The organism is Alkalithermobacter thermoalcaliphilus JW-YL-7 = DSM 7308 (assembly GCA_001584565.1).
Lineage (GTDB): Bacteria > Bacillota > Clostridia > Peptostreptococcales > Peptostreptococcaceae > Alkalithermobacter > Alkalithermobacter thermoalcaliphilus.
The window spans coordinates 108514-129820 of sequence record LSFY01000001.1; the positions used below are offsets into that span (position 1 = coordinate 108514).

The 21307-nt window shown below is 29.7% G+C and carries 22 protein-coding genes and 1 riboswitch; of the genes, 17 read left to right on the plus strand and 5 right to left on the minus strand.

Going from position 1 to position 21307, the window contains the following annotated elements; genetic code table 11:
• Positions 1–96 precede the first annotated feature (96 nt).
• From JWYL7_RS00765 to JWYL7_RS00780, 4 genes are read right to left on the minus strand one after another with little or no spacing between them, the layout of a single operon-like run.
• Complete coding sequence (locus JWYL7_RS00765) at positions 97–1695, minus strand: putative ABC transporter permease subunit (RefSeq protein ID WP_066067487.1); 1599 nt, start codon at positions 1693–1695, stop codon at positions 97–99.
• Positions 1688–2416, minus strand: coding sequence for an ABC transporter ATP-binding protein (locus JWYL7_RS00770; protein WP_334292115.1), 729 nt, complete (start codon positions 2414–2416; stop codon positions 1688–1690). Before JWYL7_RS00770 ends, JWYL7_RS00765 begins: the two co-directional genes overlap by 8 nt.
• Positions 2417–2423: 7 nt before the next feature.
• Positions 2424–3536, minus strand: coding sequence for a DUF1648 domain-containing protein (locus tag JWYL7_RS00775; protein WP_066067494.1), 1113 nt, complete (start codon positions 3534–3536; stop codon positions 2424–2426).
• On the minus strand, positions 3537–3929 hold the full coding sequence (locus tag JWYL7_RS00780) for a GntR family transcriptional regulator (RefSeq protein ID WP_066067497.1): 393 nt from the start codon (positions 3927–3929) through the stop codon (positions 3537–3539). It abuts the gene before it with no gap.
• 159 nt (positions 3930–4088) lie between these two features.
• Here JWYL7_RS00780 and JWYL7_RS00785 point away from each other — a divergent pair, with 159 nt between their 5' ends.
• The 14 genes from JWYL7_RS00785 (at position 4089) to JWYL7_RS00850 (ending at position 16427) form a co-directional block, all read left to right on the plus strand.
• A complete protein-coding gene (locus JWYL7_RS00785) occupies positions 4089–4643 on the plus strand; it encodes a LemA family protein (RefSeq protein ID WP_066067500.1) in 555 nt (184 codons plus the stop codon).
• Positions 4644–4657: 14 nt separating this feature from the next.
• Positions 4658–5425 carry a TPM domain-containing protein gene (locus JWYL7_RS00790; protein ID WP_066067503.1) on the plus strand — a complete coding sequence of 256 codons (768 nt, stop codon included), beginning with the start codon at positions 4658–4660 and terminating at the stop codon, positions 5423–5425.
• An 89-nt stretch (positions 5426–5514) separates the two neighbouring features.
• A complete protein-coding gene (locus JWYL7_RS00795) occupies positions 5515–6249 on the plus strand; it encodes a YwmB family TATA-box binding protein (protein ID WP_066067506.1) in 735 nt (244 codons plus the stop codon).
• Between the two features lie 16 nt (positions 6250–6265).
• Positions 6266–7519, plus strand: coding sequence for a UDP-N-acetylglucosamine 1-carboxyvinyltransferase (gene murA, locus JWYL7_RS00800; protein WP_066067509.1), 1254 nt, complete (start codon positions 6266–6268; stop codon positions 7517–7519).
• Between the two features lie 56 nt (positions 7520–7575).
• Positions 7576–8562 (plus strand): stage II sporulation protein D, encoded by a 987-nt coding sequence (gene spoIID / locus JWYL7_RS00805; RefSeq protein WP_066067514.1) that lies wholly within the window; start codon positions 7576–7578, stop codon positions 8560–8562.
• Between the two features lie 76 nt (positions 8563–8638).
• On the plus strand, positions 8639–9373 hold the full coding sequence (locus tag JWYL7_RS00810) for a M23 family metallopeptidase (protein WP_066067516.1): 735 nt from the start codon (positions 8639–8641) through the stop codon (positions 9371–9373).
• A gap of 100 nt (positions 9374–9473) precedes the next feature.
• Positions 9474–9740 (plus strand): sporulation transcriptional regulator SpoIIID, encoded by a 267-nt coding sequence (spoIIID, locus tag JWYL7_RS00815; RefSeq protein WP_066067519.1) that lies wholly within the window; start codon positions 9474–9476, stop codon positions 9738–9740.
• A 66-nt stretch (positions 9741–9806) separates the two neighbouring features.
• The gene (locus tag JWYL7_RS00820; protein ID WP_334292116.1) at positions 9807–10865 is read left to right on the plus strand and encodes a rod shape-determining protein; all 1059 of its coding nucleotides are present in this window, start codon (positions 9807–9809) and stop codon (positions 10863–10865) included.
• A gap of 84 nt (positions 10866–10949) precedes the next feature.
• The gene (locus JWYL7_RS00825; RefSeq protein ID WP_066067521.1) at positions 10950–12014 is read left to right on the plus strand and encodes a flagellar hook-basal body protein; all 1065 of its coding nucleotides are present in this window, start codon (positions 10950–10952) and stop codon (positions 12012–12014) included.
• Between the two features lie 15 nt (positions 12015–12029).
• The gene (flgG, locus tag JWYL7_RS00830) at positions 12030–12827 is read left to right on the plus strand and encodes a flagellar basal-body rod protein FlgG (RefSeq protein ID WP_066067525.1); all 798 of its coding nucleotides are present in this window, start codon (positions 12030–12032) and stop codon (positions 12825–12827) included.
• Positions 12828–12836: 9 nt separating this feature from the next.
• Positions 12837–13130: a rod-binding protein gene (locus JWYL7_RS00835; RefSeq protein WP_066067528.1), complete on the plus strand. Its 294-nt coding sequence runs from the start codon at positions 12837–12839 to the stop codon at positions 13128–13130.
• A 92-nt stretch (positions 13131–13222) separates the two neighbouring features.
• Positions 13223–13666, plus strand: a complete 444-nt coding sequence (gene fabZ, locus JWYL7_RS00840) for a 3-hydroxyacyl-ACP dehydratase FabZ (RefSeq protein ID WP_066067531.1) — start codon at positions 13223–13225, stop codon at positions 13664–13666.
• A 78-nt stretch (positions 13667–13744) separates the two neighbouring features.
• Entirely contained in the window at positions 13745–15457 is a 1713-nt protein-coding gene (locus JWYL7_RS00845; protein WP_066067534.1) for a phospho-sugar mutase, read from the plus strand.
• Positions 15458–15494: 37 nt separating this feature from the next.
• Positions 15495–16427, plus strand: a complete 933-nt coding sequence (locus JWYL7_RS00850) for an AEC family transporter (protein WP_066067537.1) — start codon at positions 15495–15497, stop codon at positions 16425–16427.
• Here JWYL7_RS00850 and yyaC read toward each other — a convergent pair.
• Positions 16411–16920: a spore protease YyaC gene (gene yyaC, locus JWYL7_RS00855; RefSeq protein ID WP_066067540.1), complete on the minus strand. Its 510-nt coding sequence runs from the start codon at positions 16918–16920 to the stop codon at positions 16411–16413. The two genes, JWYL7_RS00850 and yyaC, sit on opposite strands and share 17 nt — an antisense overlap.
• Before the next feature lie 95 nt (positions 16921–17015).
• On the opposite strand from yyaC, the gene JWYL7_RS00860 reads away from it, so the two are divergent.
• The 3 genes from JWYL7_RS00860 to recD2 all read left to right on the plus strand — a co-directional run bounded on the left by JWYL7_RS00860 (position 17016) and on the right by recD2 (position 21294).
• Complete coding sequence (locus tag JWYL7_RS00860) at positions 17016–17465, plus strand: COG2426 family protein (protein ID WP_066067543.1); 450 nt, start codon at positions 17016–17018, stop codon at positions 17463–17465.
• Between the two features lie 69 nt (positions 17466–17534).
• Positions 17535–17634, plus strand: a riboswitch (SAM riboswitch).
• A gap of 183 nt (positions 17635–17817) precedes the next feature.
• Positions 17818–19008: a methionine adenosyltransferase gene (metK, locus tag JWYL7_RS00865; RefSeq protein ID WP_066067545.1), complete on the plus strand. Its 1191-nt coding sequence runs from the start codon at positions 17818–17820 to the stop codon at positions 19006–19008.
• A gap of 78 nt (positions 19009–19086) precedes the next feature.
• Positions 19087–21294, plus strand: coding sequence for an SF1B family DNA helicase RecD2 (gene recD2 / locus JWYL7_RS00870; protein ID WP_066067548.1), 2208 nt, complete (start codon positions 19087–19089; stop codon positions 21292–21294).
• The last annotated feature ends 13 nt before the right edge of the window (positions 21295–21307 follow it).

The following is a 21307-nucleotide window of genomic DNA, read 5'->3' on the forward strand; positions in this document are numbered from 1 at the left end:
ATTTATGATACAACTAAGAAAGTTATTGAAAAATAACAATATCTCATAAACACAAAAAAGTACGACTATATCATTTGATATAATCGTACTTTTTTTCTAACTTATATTCATAAAGTCTTTAGTATAGTGATTATAAAGAATATATCTAGTAGCAATGTAGAGCATAAAGAATATTACGCTAAATATTAAAACAATAGCACTTTCGCTAAAGCCTACCATAATCTTATAAATAAAATAATATACAAAACCTATAACAATTCTAACACTCAAAGATAAAAACACATTAAGGTTGTTTTTAACTGCTGCAGTTGGATTACTCCAGTTAAGCAGCGGTCTTTTTATGTTTATAATCATGTCAATAGTAGAGAAAAATAAAGTTGAACAAATACAAAATACTAAAGATAAAGTAAGCACCTTTAAAGATATTGGTAAATAAATTCCTCCTAAAAGTGAAAGAACTAATGAACAAGCAAGTGATAAGACTATACTTGAATAAACTCTATATTTTATATTATCTTTTGCAGAGATAGGTAAAATCATTGTTTCCCAAAAGGCCTTACCTTCTCTGGTAATTGCTGTAGCAGAAAGGCCACCTACAATAGCAGGAGCTGTAATTGTTAGAGAATATATATATATAATGTATGGTTTAATTTCAGGTGAATTAAATATATCTGTTGTAATTTCTCCTGTAAAAAACAAAACTATAAACATAATAACAGGAAGCATCATTGTAAGCACTGTATTTAAAAGAAATATAGGATTAGAAAAGATTATTAGTATATGTCTTTTAACCATCTGGTATGATTTACTTTTCTTTTTATAATATACTTTTCCTCTTTGAACTAATGAACTACTTTCTTGATTAAATATAAGTAAAGCTTTTTTATAAAGTAAACTAGAAATAAAGTAAAATACAAACCCAAAAACTATATTTAACAAAATAAAGTATAAAGCATTAATAAATGAGCCTTGAACCATCTTAGTTAACCATATACTAGGAGGGAATCTCCTTCCTATAAGGTATAAAAGCCCATCCTCCTTAAGTAAAAAACTAGAAAAATTTTCAGGATCCATTTGAACCTTAGCTAAATATATTTGAACATATATTATAGTAACGATTAAAACTATATTACCTATAAGAACTAAAAAATTTCTTTTATCAGTTTTTGCTAAGAAAGACATAAATGGAAGTACAATTATTATAGATAAAAGTAAAGGAACTATAGGTAAAAGTAATAAAGCTATTATGCAAGCTAAGAGTGTATATAGATCAAATCCTGATTTAAATATATAAACTATGCAAGATGATCCAAATAATAATAGTCCCATGCCAAACAAATAAATGTAGATAGCACTCAATTTTGCAAATATAATATTACTAGCTTTTATAGGAAGTGTAGTTAAAAACTTTAAGTCTTTTGAATAAAAAAATGATGAAATAACAAATGGAATGCTAGAAAAAAACATAATCATAACACTACCTATATAGACATAAGTAATTGTAAGCTGTTTGTATCCTATCATCGAGAAATTATCATATATCTTTAATACAAATTGAATAACAGGCATAACTACAACTAGTGGTATCAAAAGAGAAATAATCTTTAAATACTTATTCCTTGCATTGATCTGCTGAGTATATTTAGCAAAAAAATCTATTAATTGAATTTTAGTTAAAGATATAATCTTATTCATCTTTAGTCATCTCCAAGAAAATTTCTTCTAATGTTGAATTAGATTTACTTTTTATATTCTCAGCAGTATCATAAGCTATTAGCCTTCCCTTATGGATTATAGCTACCTTATCACAAAGATTTTCAACAACTTCTAATAAGTGAGATGAGAAAAATACAGTACCGCCATTTTTACAATGATCTTTCATTAGGTCTTTCAAAATCTTAGCTGAATGAGGGTCAAGGCCAACTAAAGGTTCATCTAATATAAATAACTTAGGGTTTGGAAGTAAAGCTCCGGATATTAACAGTTTTTGTCTCATACCATGAGAATACGAGTTAATAGTTTTTGTGAGAGCATCGTAAATTTGAAATGTCTTAGTGAACTTTTCAATTCTTTTTTTTCTATCATTTATTGAAACATCATACATATCTGCAATAAAGTTAAGATAATCTATACCCTTGATGCTATCAAAAATAGTAGGATGATCTGGAACAAAAGTAAAGTTTTTCTTTGCTTCAACAGGATCTTTAGTAATATCTAATCCATTTATTGATATCTTTCCGCTATCAGGAGATATCATTCCAGTTATCATTTTTATAGTAGTTGTCTTACCTGCACCATTTGGACCAATAAATCCAACAATTTCTCCTTTGTTTATTTCTAAAGAAATATTATCTACTGCTTTTTTAGACTTATCATAGCTTTTTGATACGTTATTTAAAATAAGCAAAATATTCACCCCTTATCTAAGTATTAAAAACAAGTACTATAGATACTATAAGTATAATTATAGTAGCAATGCCAAGAACTATTCTTACAGGATGTGCAAAGTTTACAGTCCACCCAATTCCAAAACGCTTTTCTATCCATAAGCTAGGATCATCAGGATTGTAATAAAATAGACCCCATTTCCAATAGTCATCGTCATCTTTATGAATTAATTTTTCATTCTCAATTTCATTACTATCTACATTAACTCTACTTCCACTTTGACCAGTTATTAAAGAAAAAACAGTTAAGACTACTAGAGGAAATACAATGGATAAAATATTTATAATAATATTAAAAGTATGAGAAAAATTTATAACTCCTAAAATACAAAGCTGAATATATAAAAAGTGTGTTATGATCCAAATAGAAGTAAGTATAGTAAACAGTCCCCAACGCCTACTAGCTATTAAATTTTGTTTTTCTGATGTCTTTGGCTTTGCAGGATCAATTGTCATCTTAGATTTACTTATCATAACAGAAATAAAATAAAACATAATGAGCATACCTAATTGTGTCATAGGAACTGAAAACACTGTAACAAAGCTTTTAGCTTTATAAGTAGTTATTGCTCCCTTAAAGTCAAAGTGAGTAGGTATTTGATCTGGGAGATTAGGATATAAAATAGCACTAATCACCCAAGTAAACAAAACTATGACAGCGGGTATTATGTGATATTTCATAGAAATTTTTCTTTTAGGAGAATTACTATTAGTACTTACAATTACAACTTGTTTTTTATCAATAATCCAGCCCTCAGTTTTTTTAAGATTCTTAACTTTAAGATGTATATAAATATAGTTAGCTGTAAGAACTAGTATAAATGCAAAAACGCTGACATTGAAAGCATTGGGAATTTCATATATAAACCCTACAGTATAAAAAATTAGCATAACTAGTGTTAAAGATATACTATAGTTTCTCATATAAATTTTTTTAAGTCTTTTAACCTTTTCATCACTAGATATATTCTGAGGCACATTGACTCCGAAAAGTAAAGTTTTTTTACTGTAATATGGCATTAATATACCAAATACCAAAAGTGGAAGATATATAGTAAAAAAATTTATAAAAAGCACAAACGAAAGCACCTACTCACTCCCTTTCTTAGCAAATTTTGAAAATTTCTCATTTATAATTTCTATGAATTTTTCTTTAGATATTCCTCTTAAATATGCTTGGGCTGCAATAACTTCAAGAGTTGATTCTAGTGATTCTATATAATCTTGAGTGATATTAATACTAAGTTCAGGATTTATCATAACTCCTTGTCTACGATGAATTACAACCCATCCTTCTTGTTTAAGTTGTGTATATACCTTATTAATAGTGTGAAAATTAACTCCAATATCAGCAGCTAACTGTCTTACAGAAGGAAGACTTTCCCCAGGAGACAACTGACCAGTAGCAATTCCTTTGATTATTTGATTTTTTATTTGCTGATATATAGGAATTTCAGATTCAAAATCTATACTCAGTAGCATTTTTACCTCCTTTACACTAGTTGTTATATATATTATATAACAGAAGCGATGGAAAGTTGCAATATAAATTATAAATTCAATACACAAATGATAGGTTTGTATAGTTATGTTCACATGATATAATAGTCATAAATATATTAAGAAGGAGGAGGTAAGATTATGAATAAAATATTAATAGCAATAGCTTTAGTTATAGGATTTATAGCTATGTCTTTAATAGGAACATACAATGGATTAGTATCTAAAGCAGAAGAAGTAGATAGTCAGTGGGCAAATGTTGAAAGTAAACTACAAAGAAGATATGACCTTATACCAAATCTAGTAGAAGCAGTTAAAGGGTCTATGAAACAAGAACAAGAAATATTTGGTCAAATAGCTGAAGCAAGAGCTAAAATGGCAGGAGCACAAACTACAGAAGAGAAAGTTTTAGCATCTAACCAATTAGAAGGAGCTTTAGGAAGATTACTTGTAGTTATGGAAAATTATCCAGAACTTAAATCGAATCAAAATGTATCAAAACTTATGGATGAGCTTTCAGGAACTGAAAATAGAATATCGGTTGAAAGAGATAGATACAATGCAGTAGTTAGAGATTACAACAAGAAGATAAGGAGCTTTCCAACTAACCTAATGGCAAAGGCTATGGGGTTTGAAACTAGAAACTATTTTGAAGCATCAAAAGATGCTCAAGCTGCTCCAAAAGTTAAGTTTTAAAAGGCGGGATAAAATTGAGAAAAAATAAATTATTTATAATAGCTACTGTATGTTTAATAGTGCTTTTAAATATCATAACAGTATTTAGTATAAATTTACCTAATCAAACAAATGAATTTTATGTAGCAGATTTTGCAAATATTTTATCCCAAGATACAAAAAAATTTATAATAAATACAAACTTAAATTACGAAAAGACAAAAGAAATGCCACAAATAGTAGTAGTTACAGTAAAAAGCCTAGAAGGGCATGATACTTTAGACTATTCTGTAAAATTATTTGAAAAGTGGAAAATAGGAAATAAAAAGTACGATAATGGAATTTTAGTACTCCTTGCTCCTAATGAAAGAAAGATAAGAGTAGAAGTAGGATATGGTCTAGAAGGAGCATTACCTGATGGTAAGGTAGGAGAAATACTAGACTATGCAAAAGGTGATTTATCAAATGCTAATTACGATGAAGGAATAAGAAAGATATTTTATCTACTAGCACAGAATGTAAACAAAGAATATGGATATGAAGATAGCAACATATTTGAAAAATATAACAATATATATAGTATAAATACATCACAAAATGATGATATAGGGTTAATTCCTAAAATAATAATAGTATTTTTTGTGTTTTTTATATTCTGGGCAGATCATAGATTTGCTCAGGGATTTTTTACAGGAATGATCTTAAGGTCTTTTTTAAGAGGAGGACATTATAAAGGAGGACCTGGAGGATCTTCAGGAAAAGGTGGAAGCTCAGGTGGTGGAGGAGCAGGTAGAGATTTTTAAAATTTAATATAAAAACTAAAGGTATAACCCCTGTCTAAATTGTTAATAATGAAAATATCAAAATAAAATTTAGATGGGGGTATTTTTTTATGAAAAGATTATTTTGTTTTGCAATTATTTTAGTATTATTTGTAAGTATATTAAGTATATCTCAGGCACAAGGAGAAAATGGTTATGAAGAGATTTTAAATGTTTTTGAAAAGACTAATTCTAATTTTGAAGGATACTATATAAATGGACATGTAGAAATAAGTGATAGATTTTTAGAGTTTAAGGAAATGGAAGAGATAATAGACTCTCTAAACAGTATATACGGAATAAGAAAAAGTGATTTAAATTATACAAAATCTGAAGAAAATGGATTTAGACAAATGTATACATATACACAAAATGAAAATTTAGAAAATGTATCAGTTATAGTACAAAGCCAACTAAGTGAAAATGTGGAAGAGACACATATTATTATTGACATTCAGTCAAATCAAGTGTATAAAAGTATAGTGAGTAATTATGAAAAAGTTAGGGATATTTTATCCAAATATTCTGAAAAGGTAGATATATATACTTGTTTAATTGGATCTTATGAAGGAAATGTAGATTATATAAATAAAGCTAATTATGTACTAAAAAAACTTGGAGCAGAAAAAGTAGAAGAAATAATAGATGATAGATTTATATCTTTAACTGGTTATACAAAAAATATAAAAGAGTATATATCATTTGCTAAAAGAAAAGTAAATGTAAATGTATCAGTTAGATACAGTGAATATGATAACAAGACGTATATTTATATAGGAACACCACTTATAGTATTAGAATATTAAGAAAGGGATGAAAAAAATGGCTAATATAATAGTAAGAAAAAGCGGACCTTTAAAAGGAAGAGTTAGAATAAATGGGGCTAAAAATGCAGTACTTCCTATAATAGCAGCTACACTTTTAGCTGAAGGAAAATCAGTTATACAGGGAGTGCCTAATTTAAGAGATGTTCATGTTATATCAGATCTACTAAGGCATCTAGGAGCATATGTTAAGTATGAAAATGATACATTAACTGTTGATGCTAGTAATATAGTAAATTTTGAAGCACCTTATGATTTAGTTAGAAAAATGAGAGCTTCATTCTTAGTTATGGGGCCACTTCTTGCAAGGTTTAAAATATCAAAAATATCTATGCCAGGAGGTTGTGCTATAGGGACAAGACCTATAGACTTACATTTAAAAGGTTTTAGAGCATTAGGATGCGATGTTGACATAGACCATGGATTTGTTGAAGCAAGATGCGAAACTTTGGTTGGAACTAAAATATATCTAGATTTTCCATCTGTTGGAGCAACTGAAAATATCATGATGGCAGCTGTTTTAGCTAAGGGAACAACAATAATAGAAAATGCTGCAGAAGAACCAGAAATAGTTGACCTTGCTAACTTCTTAAACAAGATGGGTGCTAATGTAAAAGGAGCAGGAACAAATACTATAAAGATAGTAGGTGTAGACAAACTTCATGGAGCAAACCACACCGTAATACCTGACAGAATAGAGGCAGGAACATATATGGTTGCTGCAGCTATAACAAAGGGAGATATACTAGTAGAAAATGTTTTACTTGATCACTTAAAGCCTGTAATTGCAAAACTAAGAGAAGTAGGTTGCCAAATATATGAAATGGAAAATGCAGTTAGAGTAATAGGTCCAAAAGAAATCAAAGCTGTAGATATAAAAACGCTTCCTCATCCAGGATTTCCTACAGATATGCAGGCTCAATTTATGGCACTTTTAACGATAGCAAATGGAACATCTGTTGTAATAGAGACTGTGTTTGAAAATAGATTTATGCATGTTCAAGAGTTAAATAGAATGGGAGCATCTATAACTATAGAAGGAAGAAGTGCAGTAGTTAAGGGATGTAAAAACCTTCAAGGTGCTAAGGTAAATGCCACAGACCTAAGAGCAGGAGCAGCACTTATACTTGCAGGTCTTGTAGCTGAAGGAGAAACTATAATAGGACAAACTTATCACATAGATAGAGGATATGTAAACATAGAAGAAAACTTTAGATCATTAGGAGCTAATATAGAAAGAATACATGAATAAATTAAAGGGTATTTTCATAGACTTTAGTTAAGTGAAACTATCAGAGGAGGAGGTCTATGAAAAACCCTTTTTTAATTATTATCTATACATTTATAATACTTATTATATTTCCAGTAATATTAACATTTGCTCTTTATAGAACGGATAAGCCTGTAATAAACAATAGTGAAACAATTAAAGACAAAGATATTACAACTATAAATGTGTACAATCATAGAACAAATAAAATAGAGAAAATGAATATAGAAGAATACCTATATAATGTTGTAGCATCTGAAATGCCCGCTACATTTCACGAGGAAGCTTTGAAAGCGCAGGCTATAGCAGCAAGAACGTATGTATTTTATAAAATGGAAAATGGTGGAGAAAATAATGATAAGCATCCAGGAGCAGTTGTGTGTACAGATCATACTCACTGTCAAGAATACTTAAGTTTAGATCAGTTAAAAAATGCTCATGGGAAAGAATGGGTAAATGATATGTGGCCGAAAGTAAAAAAAGCAGTACAAGATACTAAGGGTATGATTTTAAAGTATGAAGGTAAAGTGGTAGAGCCCCTTTATCATTCGACAAGTGGAGGTAAAACAGAAAATTCTGAGGAAGTATTTGCTGCAAAGGTTCCCTATTTAAGATCTGTTGAAAGCCCGCATGAAGAAGGGTCTCCAAGACTTATTGCAGTGGTTAAGATGACGGAAAAAGAGTTTAAGAGCAAGTTAAAATCTATCTATAACAATATGAAATTTTCAAATGATTTATCAAAAGATATAAATATATTGTCAAGAACAACAGGAGGATCTGTTAAGGAAGTAGTTATAGGTTCTGTTAAGCTTAGAGGAAGAGATGTAAGAAGTGCATTGAACTTAAATTCAGCAGATTTTGAAATAAGTGTTAAAGATGGATATGTAAGTATACAAACAAGGGGATATGGTCATGGTGTTGGAATGAGTCAATGGGGAGCAAATGGAATGGCTAATCAAGGTTATAAGTATGATGAAATTTTAAAGCATTATTTTAAAGGTGTGGATATACAAAAAATATATTAAGAAGAGACGAAAGTCTCTTCTTTTTTTGTATAGAATTTTCAAAACAGGAGAAAATATAGATGTGGAGGTGGAAAGCGTGGAAAATAATAAAAACAACAAATTCAAGAAAATATTAGAAAAAGATAGCTTTTATTTAGTTTTATTCCTGTGTGTGTGTTTAGTAGCATTTACTGCTGTTTGGGCTACTAAAAACAGTGTAGACAACTTAATGACCAATAGTGGATTTAAGAACCTAGAATATTCTGAGCTTTTAGATGATGAGAAGGATTTAGCGGATTCAGAAGGTGAAATTCATCTTATAAAGGATGATGAAGACGCTGTAACTGCAAGTACTAATCCAAATGAAAATTTACAAAAGGCGAAAGAAAAACTAGAAAAGGAAGCAGCTCAAAATAAAAATTCACAGCCTTTAGCAGTTATGCCAGTTGAAGGGAAAATAATCAGAGAGTTTTCAGATTCAACTCTTAGCTACTCACCAACTTTAGAACAATGGGAATTACATAAAGCTGTAGATATAAAAGTGAGCGAAAATACTCCTGTAAGAGCTATGAAAGATGGTGAAGTAGTACAGATAACAAGAAACAGCAAACACGGAGTAACTGTGAAAATAAAACATAGCGAACAGTTATATACCTTATATGGAAACTTATCAACAGAGGTATTAGTTGAAGAAGGAGATTTTGTAAAAGCAGGAGATGTTATAGGATCTGTAGGAAATACGTCTATTGTAGAGAGCAAAGAAGGCCCTCACCTACATTTAGAAGCTATAAAAGATGGAAAATATATAAATCCCCTTTCTTTAATAAAATAAAGTTTATACAGGCTTAACCTTAAACTAAAGGTTAAGCCTGTTCTATTTTATATATAAAGATCATATATATAAGTAAAATGGTAGCTTAGGGGGGGGAAGATTGAAAGAATATATAGAAAAAAGAGCTTTATCACTAGCACAGTATATATTAAAAGAAGGTGCTACCGTAAGGGAAACGGCCAAAAACTTTGGAATTAGCAAAAGTACAGTACACAAAGATGTTACAGAACGATTATTTGAGATAAATCCTGTACTTGCTAAAGAGGTAAAATGTGTGCTAGATAAGAATAAATCTGAAAGACACATAAGAGGTGGAATGGCTACAAAATTAAAATATATAAGCAAGTCCCAAAAAGATGCAGGATAGATATCCTGCATTTTTTTCTTGACTAAAAGAGGTTTTTTGTATATTTTTGTAGAATAAAGAAGGTTGATGAATATAAGATGGATAGGAGAGATAATAATGAGCAAATTTTTGCCTGATATAGGAATAGATTTAGGAACTGCATCGGTTTTAGTATATGTAAAAGGAAAAGGTATAGTGTTAAAAGAGCCTTCAGTTGTAGCAGTAGATAAAAAAAATGATAAAGTATTAGCAGTTGGTGAAGAAGCTAGAAAAATGATAGGAAGAACACCAAGTAACATAGTTGCTATAAGACCTTTAAAGGATGGGGTTATATCTGATTATGATACAACAGAAAAAATGATAAAATATTTTGTTGATAAAGTATTGGGAAGAAAAGGACTATTTAAATTTTTTATGCCTAGAATTATGGTATGTGTTCCGTCTGGAGTTACTGAAGTAGAAAAAAGAGCAGTTGAAGAAGCTACAAGACAAGCAGGAGCAAGACAAGTATATATAATAGAAGAACCTATAGCTGCAGCTATAGGAGCAGGATTAGATATTGCTCAGCCTACAGGAAATATGGTAGTAGATATAGGAGGGGGTACAGCCGATATAGCAGTAATTTCTCTAGGTGGAGTAGTGGTTAGTGCTTCGATAAAGATGGCAGGAGATAAATTTGATGAAGCGATAATAAAATATATAAGAAAAAAGCACAACTTACTAATAGGAGAAAGAACAGCAGAAGAAATAAAAATAAATATAGGTTGTGCATCAAAGAGACAGGTAGAAGCTTCTATGAATGTAAAAGGGAGAAATTTAGTTACAGGACTACCTGAGACTATAAAAATAAATTCAACAGAAATGTTAGAAGCTTTACAAGAAAGTGTTTCTCAAATAGCAGAAGCTATGCACAGTGTTTTAGAAAAAACTCCTCCAGAGCTTGCATCAGATATAAGTCAAAGAGGAATTGTGATGACAGGAGGAGGATCGCTTCTTTGGGGATTAGATAAATTAATACAACAAAGAACGGGAATAAAAGTTAACATAGCTGATGATGCTATATCTTGTGTTGCAAAGGGAACAGGAGAAGCTTTAAATTCACTAAATGTACTTCAAAGAGGCGGAGGAATAAAAGTAAAAATATAATTATATTTCCTTAATATTCATATAAAGGTCTTATTTATTTTTACGATATAATATAGGTAGAATAATTTTTTTTGGAGTGATAATATGTTCAGGGGTCTTTATACTGCTACTTCTGCAATGCAGACAAATCAGAAGAAAATAGATGTAATAGGTAACAATATAGCCAATGCAAATACAAATGGATTTAAAAAAGATTTAGTTTTAACAGAGGCTTTTTCTGAAAAGTTAGTTCATAAAATAAATGGAACTACAAATTATAAGCCTTTAAATGATAATTTAGATATAAAAAGAGATGGACAAGGGTATTATATTCAAGCTAAAAATGGATTTTTTACAGTTGAAAGTCATAGAGGAAAAAGTTATAGCAGACAAATAAGATTTGCTGTGGACAATGAAGGATATTTAAAAACATACACAAGAGATATAAACAGAGAAATAGATACTACAACAGGAAATTATGTATTAGATAAAAATGGAAATAGAATACAAGTTAATGGAGAGTTTGAAATAGATCAAAATGGAAACATAATAACTGGAGCAAATGTAGTAGGAAACATTTTATATAATCCTCCTAAAACTGTTATAGGAACAGTTAATGCTGGTCTTAGAATAGATAGAATACAGACAAATTTTATACAAGGGCAAATGATGGAAACTAAAAATACACTAGACTTTGCTATAAATGGAGATGGTTTTTTTAAAGTACAAACACCTAATGGAGAAAGATATACAAGAAATGGTGCATTCTTCATAAATGAAAGATCACAGCTTGTAACTATGGATGGTTATTTAGTTTTAGGAAAAAATGGACCTATAATTTTAAATAAAGATTTTGATATAAATGAACTTGGCCAAATATATGTAAATGGAGAGTATTTAGATACTTTAGACATAGTAAATATATTAAATGTAAATGGGTTAAGAAAAGAAGGGCATTCTCTTTATAAAATGGAAGAAGGAATAGATCCTGTTATAGAAGAGTTTAATGGACAGATTTTTCAAGGATTTTTAGAAACATCAAATGTAGATATAGTAAATGAAATGATCCATATGATAAATGTACTGAGGGAATATGAAAGCAATCAAAAGATTATAAGATCATACGATGAGATACTAGGCAAGGCTGTCAATGAAATCGGTAAATTATAGTGGGAGTGATAAGAAATGATGCGAGCTATGTGGACTGCTGCAAGTGGAATGAAAGCACAGCAGCTTAATATAGATACAATATCTAACAATTTAGCTAATGTAAATACAACTTCTTATAAAAAACAAAGAATAGAATTTAAGGACCTTTTATATGAAACTGCTAAAAAAATAAACTTAAATGATGGACAAGGAAAACCTGTTAATCTTCAAATAGGTCATGGTGTTATGGCTTCTGCTACAACTAGAATGTTTGAAAGTGGAAATCTGGAAAGAACAGATAATAAAACAGATTTAGCTTTAGATGGTCCTGGATTTTTTGTAGTACAATCTTTATCTGGAGAAATGCTTTATACAAAAGATGGATCTTTTAAGTTAAGCATAGAAGGTGACTATAAAAAGCTTGTAACATCAGAAGGATATGCAGTTTTATCAGATGAAGATAAAGAAATATTAATTCCAAACAATATGAAAGATATTAATATAGATGAAGACGGATTTATATCAGTAACACTTGAAGATGACGAAATACAGACAATAGGAAGAATAAAAATATCACAATTTATAAATCCAGAGGGGTTAGAAGCTGTAGGAAGAAACTTATTTAAGGCAACTTTTGCATCTGGGCAAGAAATTCCATTAAATGAAAGAGGAAGAAATACAAAGATATATCAAGGTTTTTTAGAAACTTCTAATGTTAAGATAGTAGATGAAATGATAAAACTTATAACAGCACAAAGAGCTTATGAGATAAATTCTAAAACTATTCAAACTGCAGATGATATGATGCAAATAGCTAATAACCTTAGAAGATAGGTGATTTGATTGAGAATAAATAATATAAATTTAGATCAAATAAAAAGCGATATAGATAATGCAAAAGATAATAAAAAGTTAATGGATGCATGCAAACAGCTTGAATCAGAATTTATAAAAATAATGTTTAAACAAATGCAAAAAACTGCTAATGTATTTCAAAGTGAAGATAAATCTCATGCTAAAAGCATATTTGAAGAAATGTATATCGATGAGTTATCAAATAAAGCCTCTAAAACTTCTCAACTAGGACTTGCAAAACTTATATATGATCAATTTACGAAGACAACTATCAAAAGATAAGAATTCTTATTCTTATCTTTTTTCTTTTAAAAAAACGGTGTAGATGGTATAATAAATATAAATTAGCACTAGGTATTAAAAGGAGGTTTCAAATGCTTAATATTGATGAAATAAAAAATATAATTCCTCACAGATATCCATTTTTACTAGTAGATAAAATATTAGAACTTGAACCAGGAAAAAGAGCTGTAGGAATAAAAAATGTTACAGTAAATGAGCCGTTTTTTCAAGGTCACTTTCCAGAATATCCATTAATGCCAGGAGTTCTTATAGTTGAGGCCATGGCGCAGGTAGGTGCGATAGCTATTTTATCACTAGATGAGTATAAGGGGAAACTAGGAGTATTTACAGGAATAGATGATGTAAGATTTAAAAAGGAAGTTAGACCTTCAGATGTATTAAAAATGGAAGTTGAGCTAATTGCGATGAGAAGGGGCATAGGAAAAGCACAAGCTAAAGCCTATGTAGGAGAAGATCTTGTTTGCAGTGGAAATTTAATGTTTGCTATAGTAGATAAAAAATCTTCTAATTTTTAAAATCCTCTAAATTTTAGAGGATTTTTTTCATATAATTTAGAAGTATGATAAAATATAATAAACAAAAGGAGGTTTTTTATGAAGTACATAAAGATATATAATGAATGGATGAACAGCCCATATTTTGATGAAGAAACAAAAACAGAGCTCTTAGCTATAAGAGATGACCAAAAGGAGATTGAAGATAGGTTTTATAAAAACTTAGAATTTGGAACTGCTGGAATGAGGGGAATAATAGGAGCAGGGACTAATAGAATAAATAAATATACTGTAAGAAGGGCTACATTTGGACTTGGAAATTGCATAATAAATAAAAAAGGAGAAGAGGGAAGAAAAAGAGGAGTTGTAATAGCTCATGACTGTAGACATAGGTCAAAAGAGTTTTCGATAGAAGCTGCTAAGACTTTAGCTTCTTTAGGAATAAAATCGTTTTTGTTTGATGACCTAAGAACCACTCCTGAATTATCATTTGCTGTAAGAAATTTAGGAGCAATAGCTGGAATAGTAATAACTGCAAGTCACAATCCCCCTGAATATAATGGATATAAAGTGTATTGGGAAGATGGAGCACAGGTAACATCTGATATTGCTCAGGAAATAATCGGGGAAATAGAAAAAATAAATGATTATAGTGTAATTCCAACTATAGACGAAGATCTTGCAAGAAATAAAGAATTAATAAATCTATTAGGAGAAGATCAAGACACAGCATTTATAGAGGTCGTTAAAAAGCAATCGCTAAGGCCAGATATAATAGAGAAAGTTTCAGATGAGTTTAAAATAGTATTTACACCTTTCCATGGAACAGGTAATAAGCCGGTAAGAAGAGTACTAAAGGAAGTAGGATTTAAAAACGTTTTAGTTGTAAAGGAACAAGAAAATCCAGATCCTAACTTTTCAACTGTAGCTTATCCAAATCCAGAAGAAAAAGAAGCATTTAATCTTTCTATAGAACTTGCAAAAAAAGAAAATGCTCATATAATAATAGGAACAGACCCAGATTGTGATAGAGTTGGAGCAGTAGTTAAAAATAAAGATGGAGAATATGTAGTTTTAACTGGAAATCAAACAGGAGCTCTTTTGCTTGAGTACATACTTTCAAACAAGAAAGATAAAGGGTCTTTACCTGATAATTCAGTAATAATAAAGACTATAGTAACATCAAAATTTGGTCAAGTCGTTGCACAAAATTACGGAGTTGAAGTTTTAAATACACTTACAGGATTTAAATACATAGGAGAGAAAATAAAAGAATTTGAACAAACAAAAGAAAAAACTTTTATATTTGGGTATGAGGAAAGTTATGGATATTTATGTGGAACTCATGCTAGAGATAAAGATGCAGTTGTAGCATCAATGCTTATAGCAGAAATGGCAGCGTATTACTACACCAGAGGAATGAGTCTTTATGAAGGATTACTAGAACTTTATGAAAAATATGGATACTATAAAGAAGGACTGAAATCTTTAACTTTAAAAGGAAAAGAAGGATCTGAAAAAATAAAAGAGATGATTAAGCATTTTAAACAAAATCCTATTGAAAATATAGGAAAATACAAAGTAAAACAAATGAAAGATTATAGTAAAGGTATAGATAACCTTCCTAAATCTGATGTAATAATTTATGAAATGGAAGATGAGTCTTGGTGTGCTATAAGGCCATCAGGAACAGAGCCAAAAATAAAGTTTTATTTTTCAGTTAATGGAAAATCTTCTACTGATGTAGACGAAAAGTTAGAAAATTTAGTAGAAGGATTAATGAATAAGGTAAATGATTTTATGAAAAATTAAAGGGCAATGGGCCCTTTAATTTTGAAGAGGTGATTTTATGAACTTTATTTCTATATTTAATCAAATACTAGTGTTATTTTTACTTATATTAGTAGGGTATATATCTAATAAAAAAGGAATTATAACTAAAGATTCAAATAAAGATTTAAGCAATTTGATATTAAACATTACATTGCCAGCTCTTATAATAAAATCTATGCAATATAGTTTTTCAAGTGAAATGTTTAAAAAAAGTATAAGTATTCTTGGGATATCAGTAATTGTTTATACAATAGTAATAGGAATATCATTTTTAGTAGTTAAATTTTCAAACATAAAAGGAAAGGAAAGAGATGTATTTCAGTTTTTAATTATATTTCCGAATGTAGGATTTATGGGATATCCAGTTATAAATTCTATATATGGAGAAATAGGAGTATTTTATACTTCCATATTTAACATGATATTTGATATTCTCATATGGACTTTAGGAGTTTTTATTATATCTAGAAGCTCAGAAAATAAAGATTCAATGAATATAAAAAGGGTATTTTCCACTCCAGGAATAATAGCAGTTGCTATAGGTTATAGTTTATTTTTATTTTCAATATCTATTCCAAAACCTATATATGATGTGCTTAATTTAGTTGGAAATACAACAACCCCATTAGCTATGATGGTTGTAGGATCAGTACTTGCAGGATCTACAATAGATAAGGCATTTTCAAATTCAAAACTAATTGTAGTATCGATAATAAGGCTTATTTTTATACCTATTTTGATTTATGCTATCCTGAAAAATATTTTTAGGCTAGAACATTTGATGCTTGGTATACCTACAATAATATCTTCTATGCCGTGTGCAGCTAATGCAGCTATATTTGCTACAAGATACGAAAGTGATCATATATTAGCATCTCAAGGTGTTTTCTTAACAACATTACTTTCAGCATTTACAATACCTATATTAATACTTATGTTGCAAGTATAATAGAGGTTGCTATAATCTCTGACATTTCTACTATAAAATTAAGTCTTATATTATTGAAAGTAAATTTAATATCTTCATCGATTTGGTCAACTATAGCAACTATTGAAAAATCTCCTGTCTGTGGAAGTGTTTTTCCAACACCTTTCCCAGGTAGGATAGGACCTTTTCTTATTTGAATAGTACCTATGTTTTCTTTATCTCCCAAACAGGCATCTAGTGCTAAAAATAATCCATCTGGATGCTTCTTTTTTATTTCGCTTAGAGCTTCATATATATTAAGTGCATGTATTGGACTTTCTAAAGTTCCGTACACAGGATATTTATAATCGCTGTTTTTTAACATAGTTCCAACTATAGGGCCTAAAGAGTCGCCTATACATCTGTCAGTACCTATACACACAATTACAGTTTTGTTGTTTATAATTTCTTTTAAAGCTGTAGTTAGAATATTTACACAATCATCTTCTTTATAATTTGCTTTAACTATATACACAAGATAGCACCTCCTAGTAATACACTATATGAGATGCGATCATAAAATATGAAAATGATAAATATGATATAATTATAGTGTTGGAGGTGAGATCTTTGGAATTTATAAGAAAAGAAATTTTACTTTTAATGATGTCTTTAATGCCAGTTGTAGAATTAAGAGGAGCAATACCTTATGGAATATCCCTTGGATTTAATCCAATTCATGTTTATATAACTTGCCTTATAGGATCAATACTTCCATCTCCTATTATAATACTTACGTTTAGACATATAATAAAGTGGATAAAAAACAATAAATATTTATATAAAATAGGCCACTTCATTGACATTAAATTAAACAAAAAAGGGAAAAATATAAGGAAATATAAAATGCTCGGTCTTATTGTTTTTGTTGCACTTCCAATTCCATCTACAGGAGTTTGGAGTGGATCTATGATTGCATCAATTCTTAGGTTTAGAATAAAGGATGCCTTAATTTCTATCACCCTAGGAAATATGATAGCAGGAATTATAGTACTTTTACTTTCTTATCATTTAATATAAAAAAGTATTGACAAGCTATATTTTAAATAGTATACTAAGACAAGTGAGAAAAATTACATAAATCTTGATGCCTTATCAAGAGAGGTGGAGGGAAAAGGCCCTATGAAGCCCAGCAACCGCCCTAATGGGTACGGTGCTAATTCCTGCAGGACATTCTGCAAGATGAGGATAGCTTGAAAAATTAGCCTCTTCTTGTGTGGAAGAGGCTTTAATTTTATAATACATAGGAATTAATAAATTATGGGAAGGTTATAATTTCCTATGTGTTTTGACAAAGTCTTCTTTTTAAAGAAAGAATTTGTTCATTTAAAAAGGAAATAATAAAAAAGAATAAATAAAGGAGGTAAAAAAGATGGTAAAAAGATTATTTACTTCAGAATCAGTAACAGAAGGACATCCAGATAAGATATGTGACCAAATATCTGATGCTATATTAGATGCTATATTAGCTAAAGACCCTCAAGCTAGAGTTGCTTGTGAAACTAGTGTTACTACAGGACTTGTATTAATAGCAGGAGAAATTACAACTAGTGCATATGTAGATATTCCTAAGGTAGTTAGAAGCACTATAGAAGAAATAGGATACACAAGAGCTAAGTACGGATTTGACTGTGATACTTGTGCTGTACTTACTTCTATAGACGAGCAATCTCCTGATATAGCAATGGGAGTTAATGAAGCTTTAGAGAGCAAAAAAGGAGAAATGAAAGACGAAGTTGAAGCAGTAGGTGCTGGAGACCAAGGTATAATGTTTGGATTTGCTTGCAATGAAACTGAAGAACTTATGCCACTTCCAATATCTTTATCTCATAAATTAGCTAAGAGATTAGCTGATGTTAGAAAAAATGGAACTTTATCTTACTTAAGACCAGATGGAAAAACTCAAGTAACGGTAGAATACCACGATGATAAACCAGTAAGAGTTGATACTATAGTTATATCTACTCAACATGGACCTGAAGTTGACCATGCTACTATAGAAAGAGATATGATAGAGCATGTTATAAATAAAGTTGTACCTTCTAATTTATTAGATAAAAATACTAGATTCTTAATAAACCCAACAGGAAGATTCGTTATAGGTGGACCTCAAGGAGATGCAGGACTTACAGGAAGAAAGATAATAGTTGACACTTACGGTGGATATGCAAGACACGGTGGTGGAGCATTCTCTGGAAAAGATCCAACTAAAGTTGATAGATCAGCAGCATATGCAGCTAGATACGTTGCTAAGAATATAGTAGCAGCTGGACTTGCAGATAAATGCGAAATAGAACTTGCTTATGCTATAGGAGTTGCAGAGCCTGTATCTATACTAGTTGAAACTTTTGGAACTGGAAAAGTATCAGAAGAGAAACTAGTAGAGCTTGTTAAAAAGCACTTTGACCTAAGACCAGGAGCAATAATCAAAAACTTAAATCTTAGAAGACCTATATACAGACAAACAGCAGCTTATGGACACTTCGGAAGAACTGATATAGATGTTCCTTGGGAAAAAACTGATAAAGCTGAAATCTTAAGAAAAGAAGCTTTAGGAGAATAATTTTAAATACCCGATATTTGATATCGGGTATTTTTTATTGTTATAATATCTTTATAGGTATTATTAAGAGGTGCATCTATGGAAAATATAAAAGGTATGATAAATGAAATAATATTCAAAAACGAAGATAACGGATATACAGTAGCAACACTTGAAACTGATGATGATGAAATAACCATAGTTGGGTGTTTGCCGACATTATCTCTTGGAGAAACTATAAAAGTAACTGGTAAATGGATAAATCACAAAATATATGGACCTCAATTTGAAGTTGAATCTTTCATGATAGATACTCCATCTTCAGTGGATGGAATAATAGCATATCTATCATCAGGAATGATAAAAGGAGTAGGGCCTAAAATAGCAGAAAAGATAGTTCAAAAATTTGGTGTAGATACAATAAATATAATACAATCAAATCCTGACTTATTAACTCAAATAGATGGAATAGGAAGAAAAAAGGCAGAGCAGATAGGTAAAAGTTTTGAAAAAGAAAGAGAACTTAGAAATTTAATAATAAATTTAGCTCCATACGGAATAGGACCTAATATATGTTTTAGGATATATAAAAAATATAAAAACAACTCTATAAAAATAGTAACAGAAAATCCGTATAAATTAGCACAAGATATAAAAGGAATAGGATTTAAACTTGCTGATGATATAGCAAAAAAGTTAGGAATAAGTCCATATTCAAAAGATAGAATAGCTCAAGGAATAATATATACTTTAAAGCAAAGTACATCTGAAGGGCATACATTTTTGCCTAAAAATATTTTAGTAAATAAAGCAAAAGAAATACTAAATATAGAAGAAAGCTATATAAAAGATGAAATAATTTCTCTTGCATTAGATAACCAAGTTCAAATAGAAAAAGAAAATGTTTATCTAATCCCATATTATATAAGCGAAAATGGAGTTTGTAAAAAAATTATTCAGCTTGCAAGTTATGAATTTGAAGATCTACAGATAGATATAGACGAAAAAATAAATGAAATAGAAAAAGATGAAAATATAACTTTAGCCCAAAATCAAAAAAAGGCAATTAAAGAAGCTATAAAAAATGGAGTATTTGTTTTAACAGGAGGGCCTGGAACAGGAAAAACTACTACTATAAATACTATAATAAGAATATTTGAAAGTATAAATATGAAAGTAGTATTAGCTGCCCCAACAGGAAGAGCAGCAAAGAGAATGAGCGAAACTACAAATAAACAAGCGAAAACAATACATAGACTTTTAGAGATGGGATATTCTCAAGATGATGAAGAACTTGTATTTATGAAAAATGAAGACGACCCATTAGATGCTGATGTAGTTATAATAGATGAAGTATCTATGGTTGATATAATACTTATGTATAATCTTCTCAAAGGAATAAAGCTAGGAACAAAAGTTATTCTTGTAGGAGATAGTGATCAATTGCCATCAGTTGGAGCAGGAAATGTTTTAAAAGATATAATATCTTCTAATATAATTTCTTGTGTTAAGTTAGATGAAATATTTAGACAATCAAAAGAAAGCATGATAATAGTAAATGCACACAAAATAAACAAAGGAGAAAGCGTACTACTTAATCAGAAAAATAAAGACTTTTATTTTATACAAAGAACAGAAAATGAAGATATATTAAATGAAATATTAAACCTTGTAGATAAAAGAATACCTAACTACTACAAGATAGACAAGCTTAAAGATATACAGATACTATCTCCAATGAGAAAAGGTGATTTAGGAGTTATAAATTTAAATAATATGCTCCAAAACATATTAAACCCAAAAAGTAAGTTTAAAAATGAAGAAATTTTTCAAAATAGAATATTTAGAGTTGGAGATAAGGTAATGCAAATAAAGAATAATTACAACAAAAAATGGGAAACTTGTGATCAGTCAGAAAAAGGAGAAGGAGTATATAACGGAGATATAGGGTATATATATGAAATAGATAAAGAGGAAAGAATAATATATGTCATATTTGATGAAAATAAAATTGCAAAATATGAATACAGTGAACTAGATGAGCTTGAACACAGTTTTTGTACTACTATACACAAAAGTCAAGGAAGTGAATTCCCTGTTGTTATTATGCCAATATGCTGGGCACCCCCTATGCTTTTATCTAGAAATCTTTTATATACAGGAGTTACAAGAGCTAAAAAACTTGTTGTTTTAGTAGGAGATATAAAGTATTTAGATTTTATGATAAAAAATAACAGAATATATAGCAGATATTCAAACTTAAAAAATAAACTCTCTATGTTTAGGCAAGAAGGACTGATAGATTAAGAAAAGAGTGAAT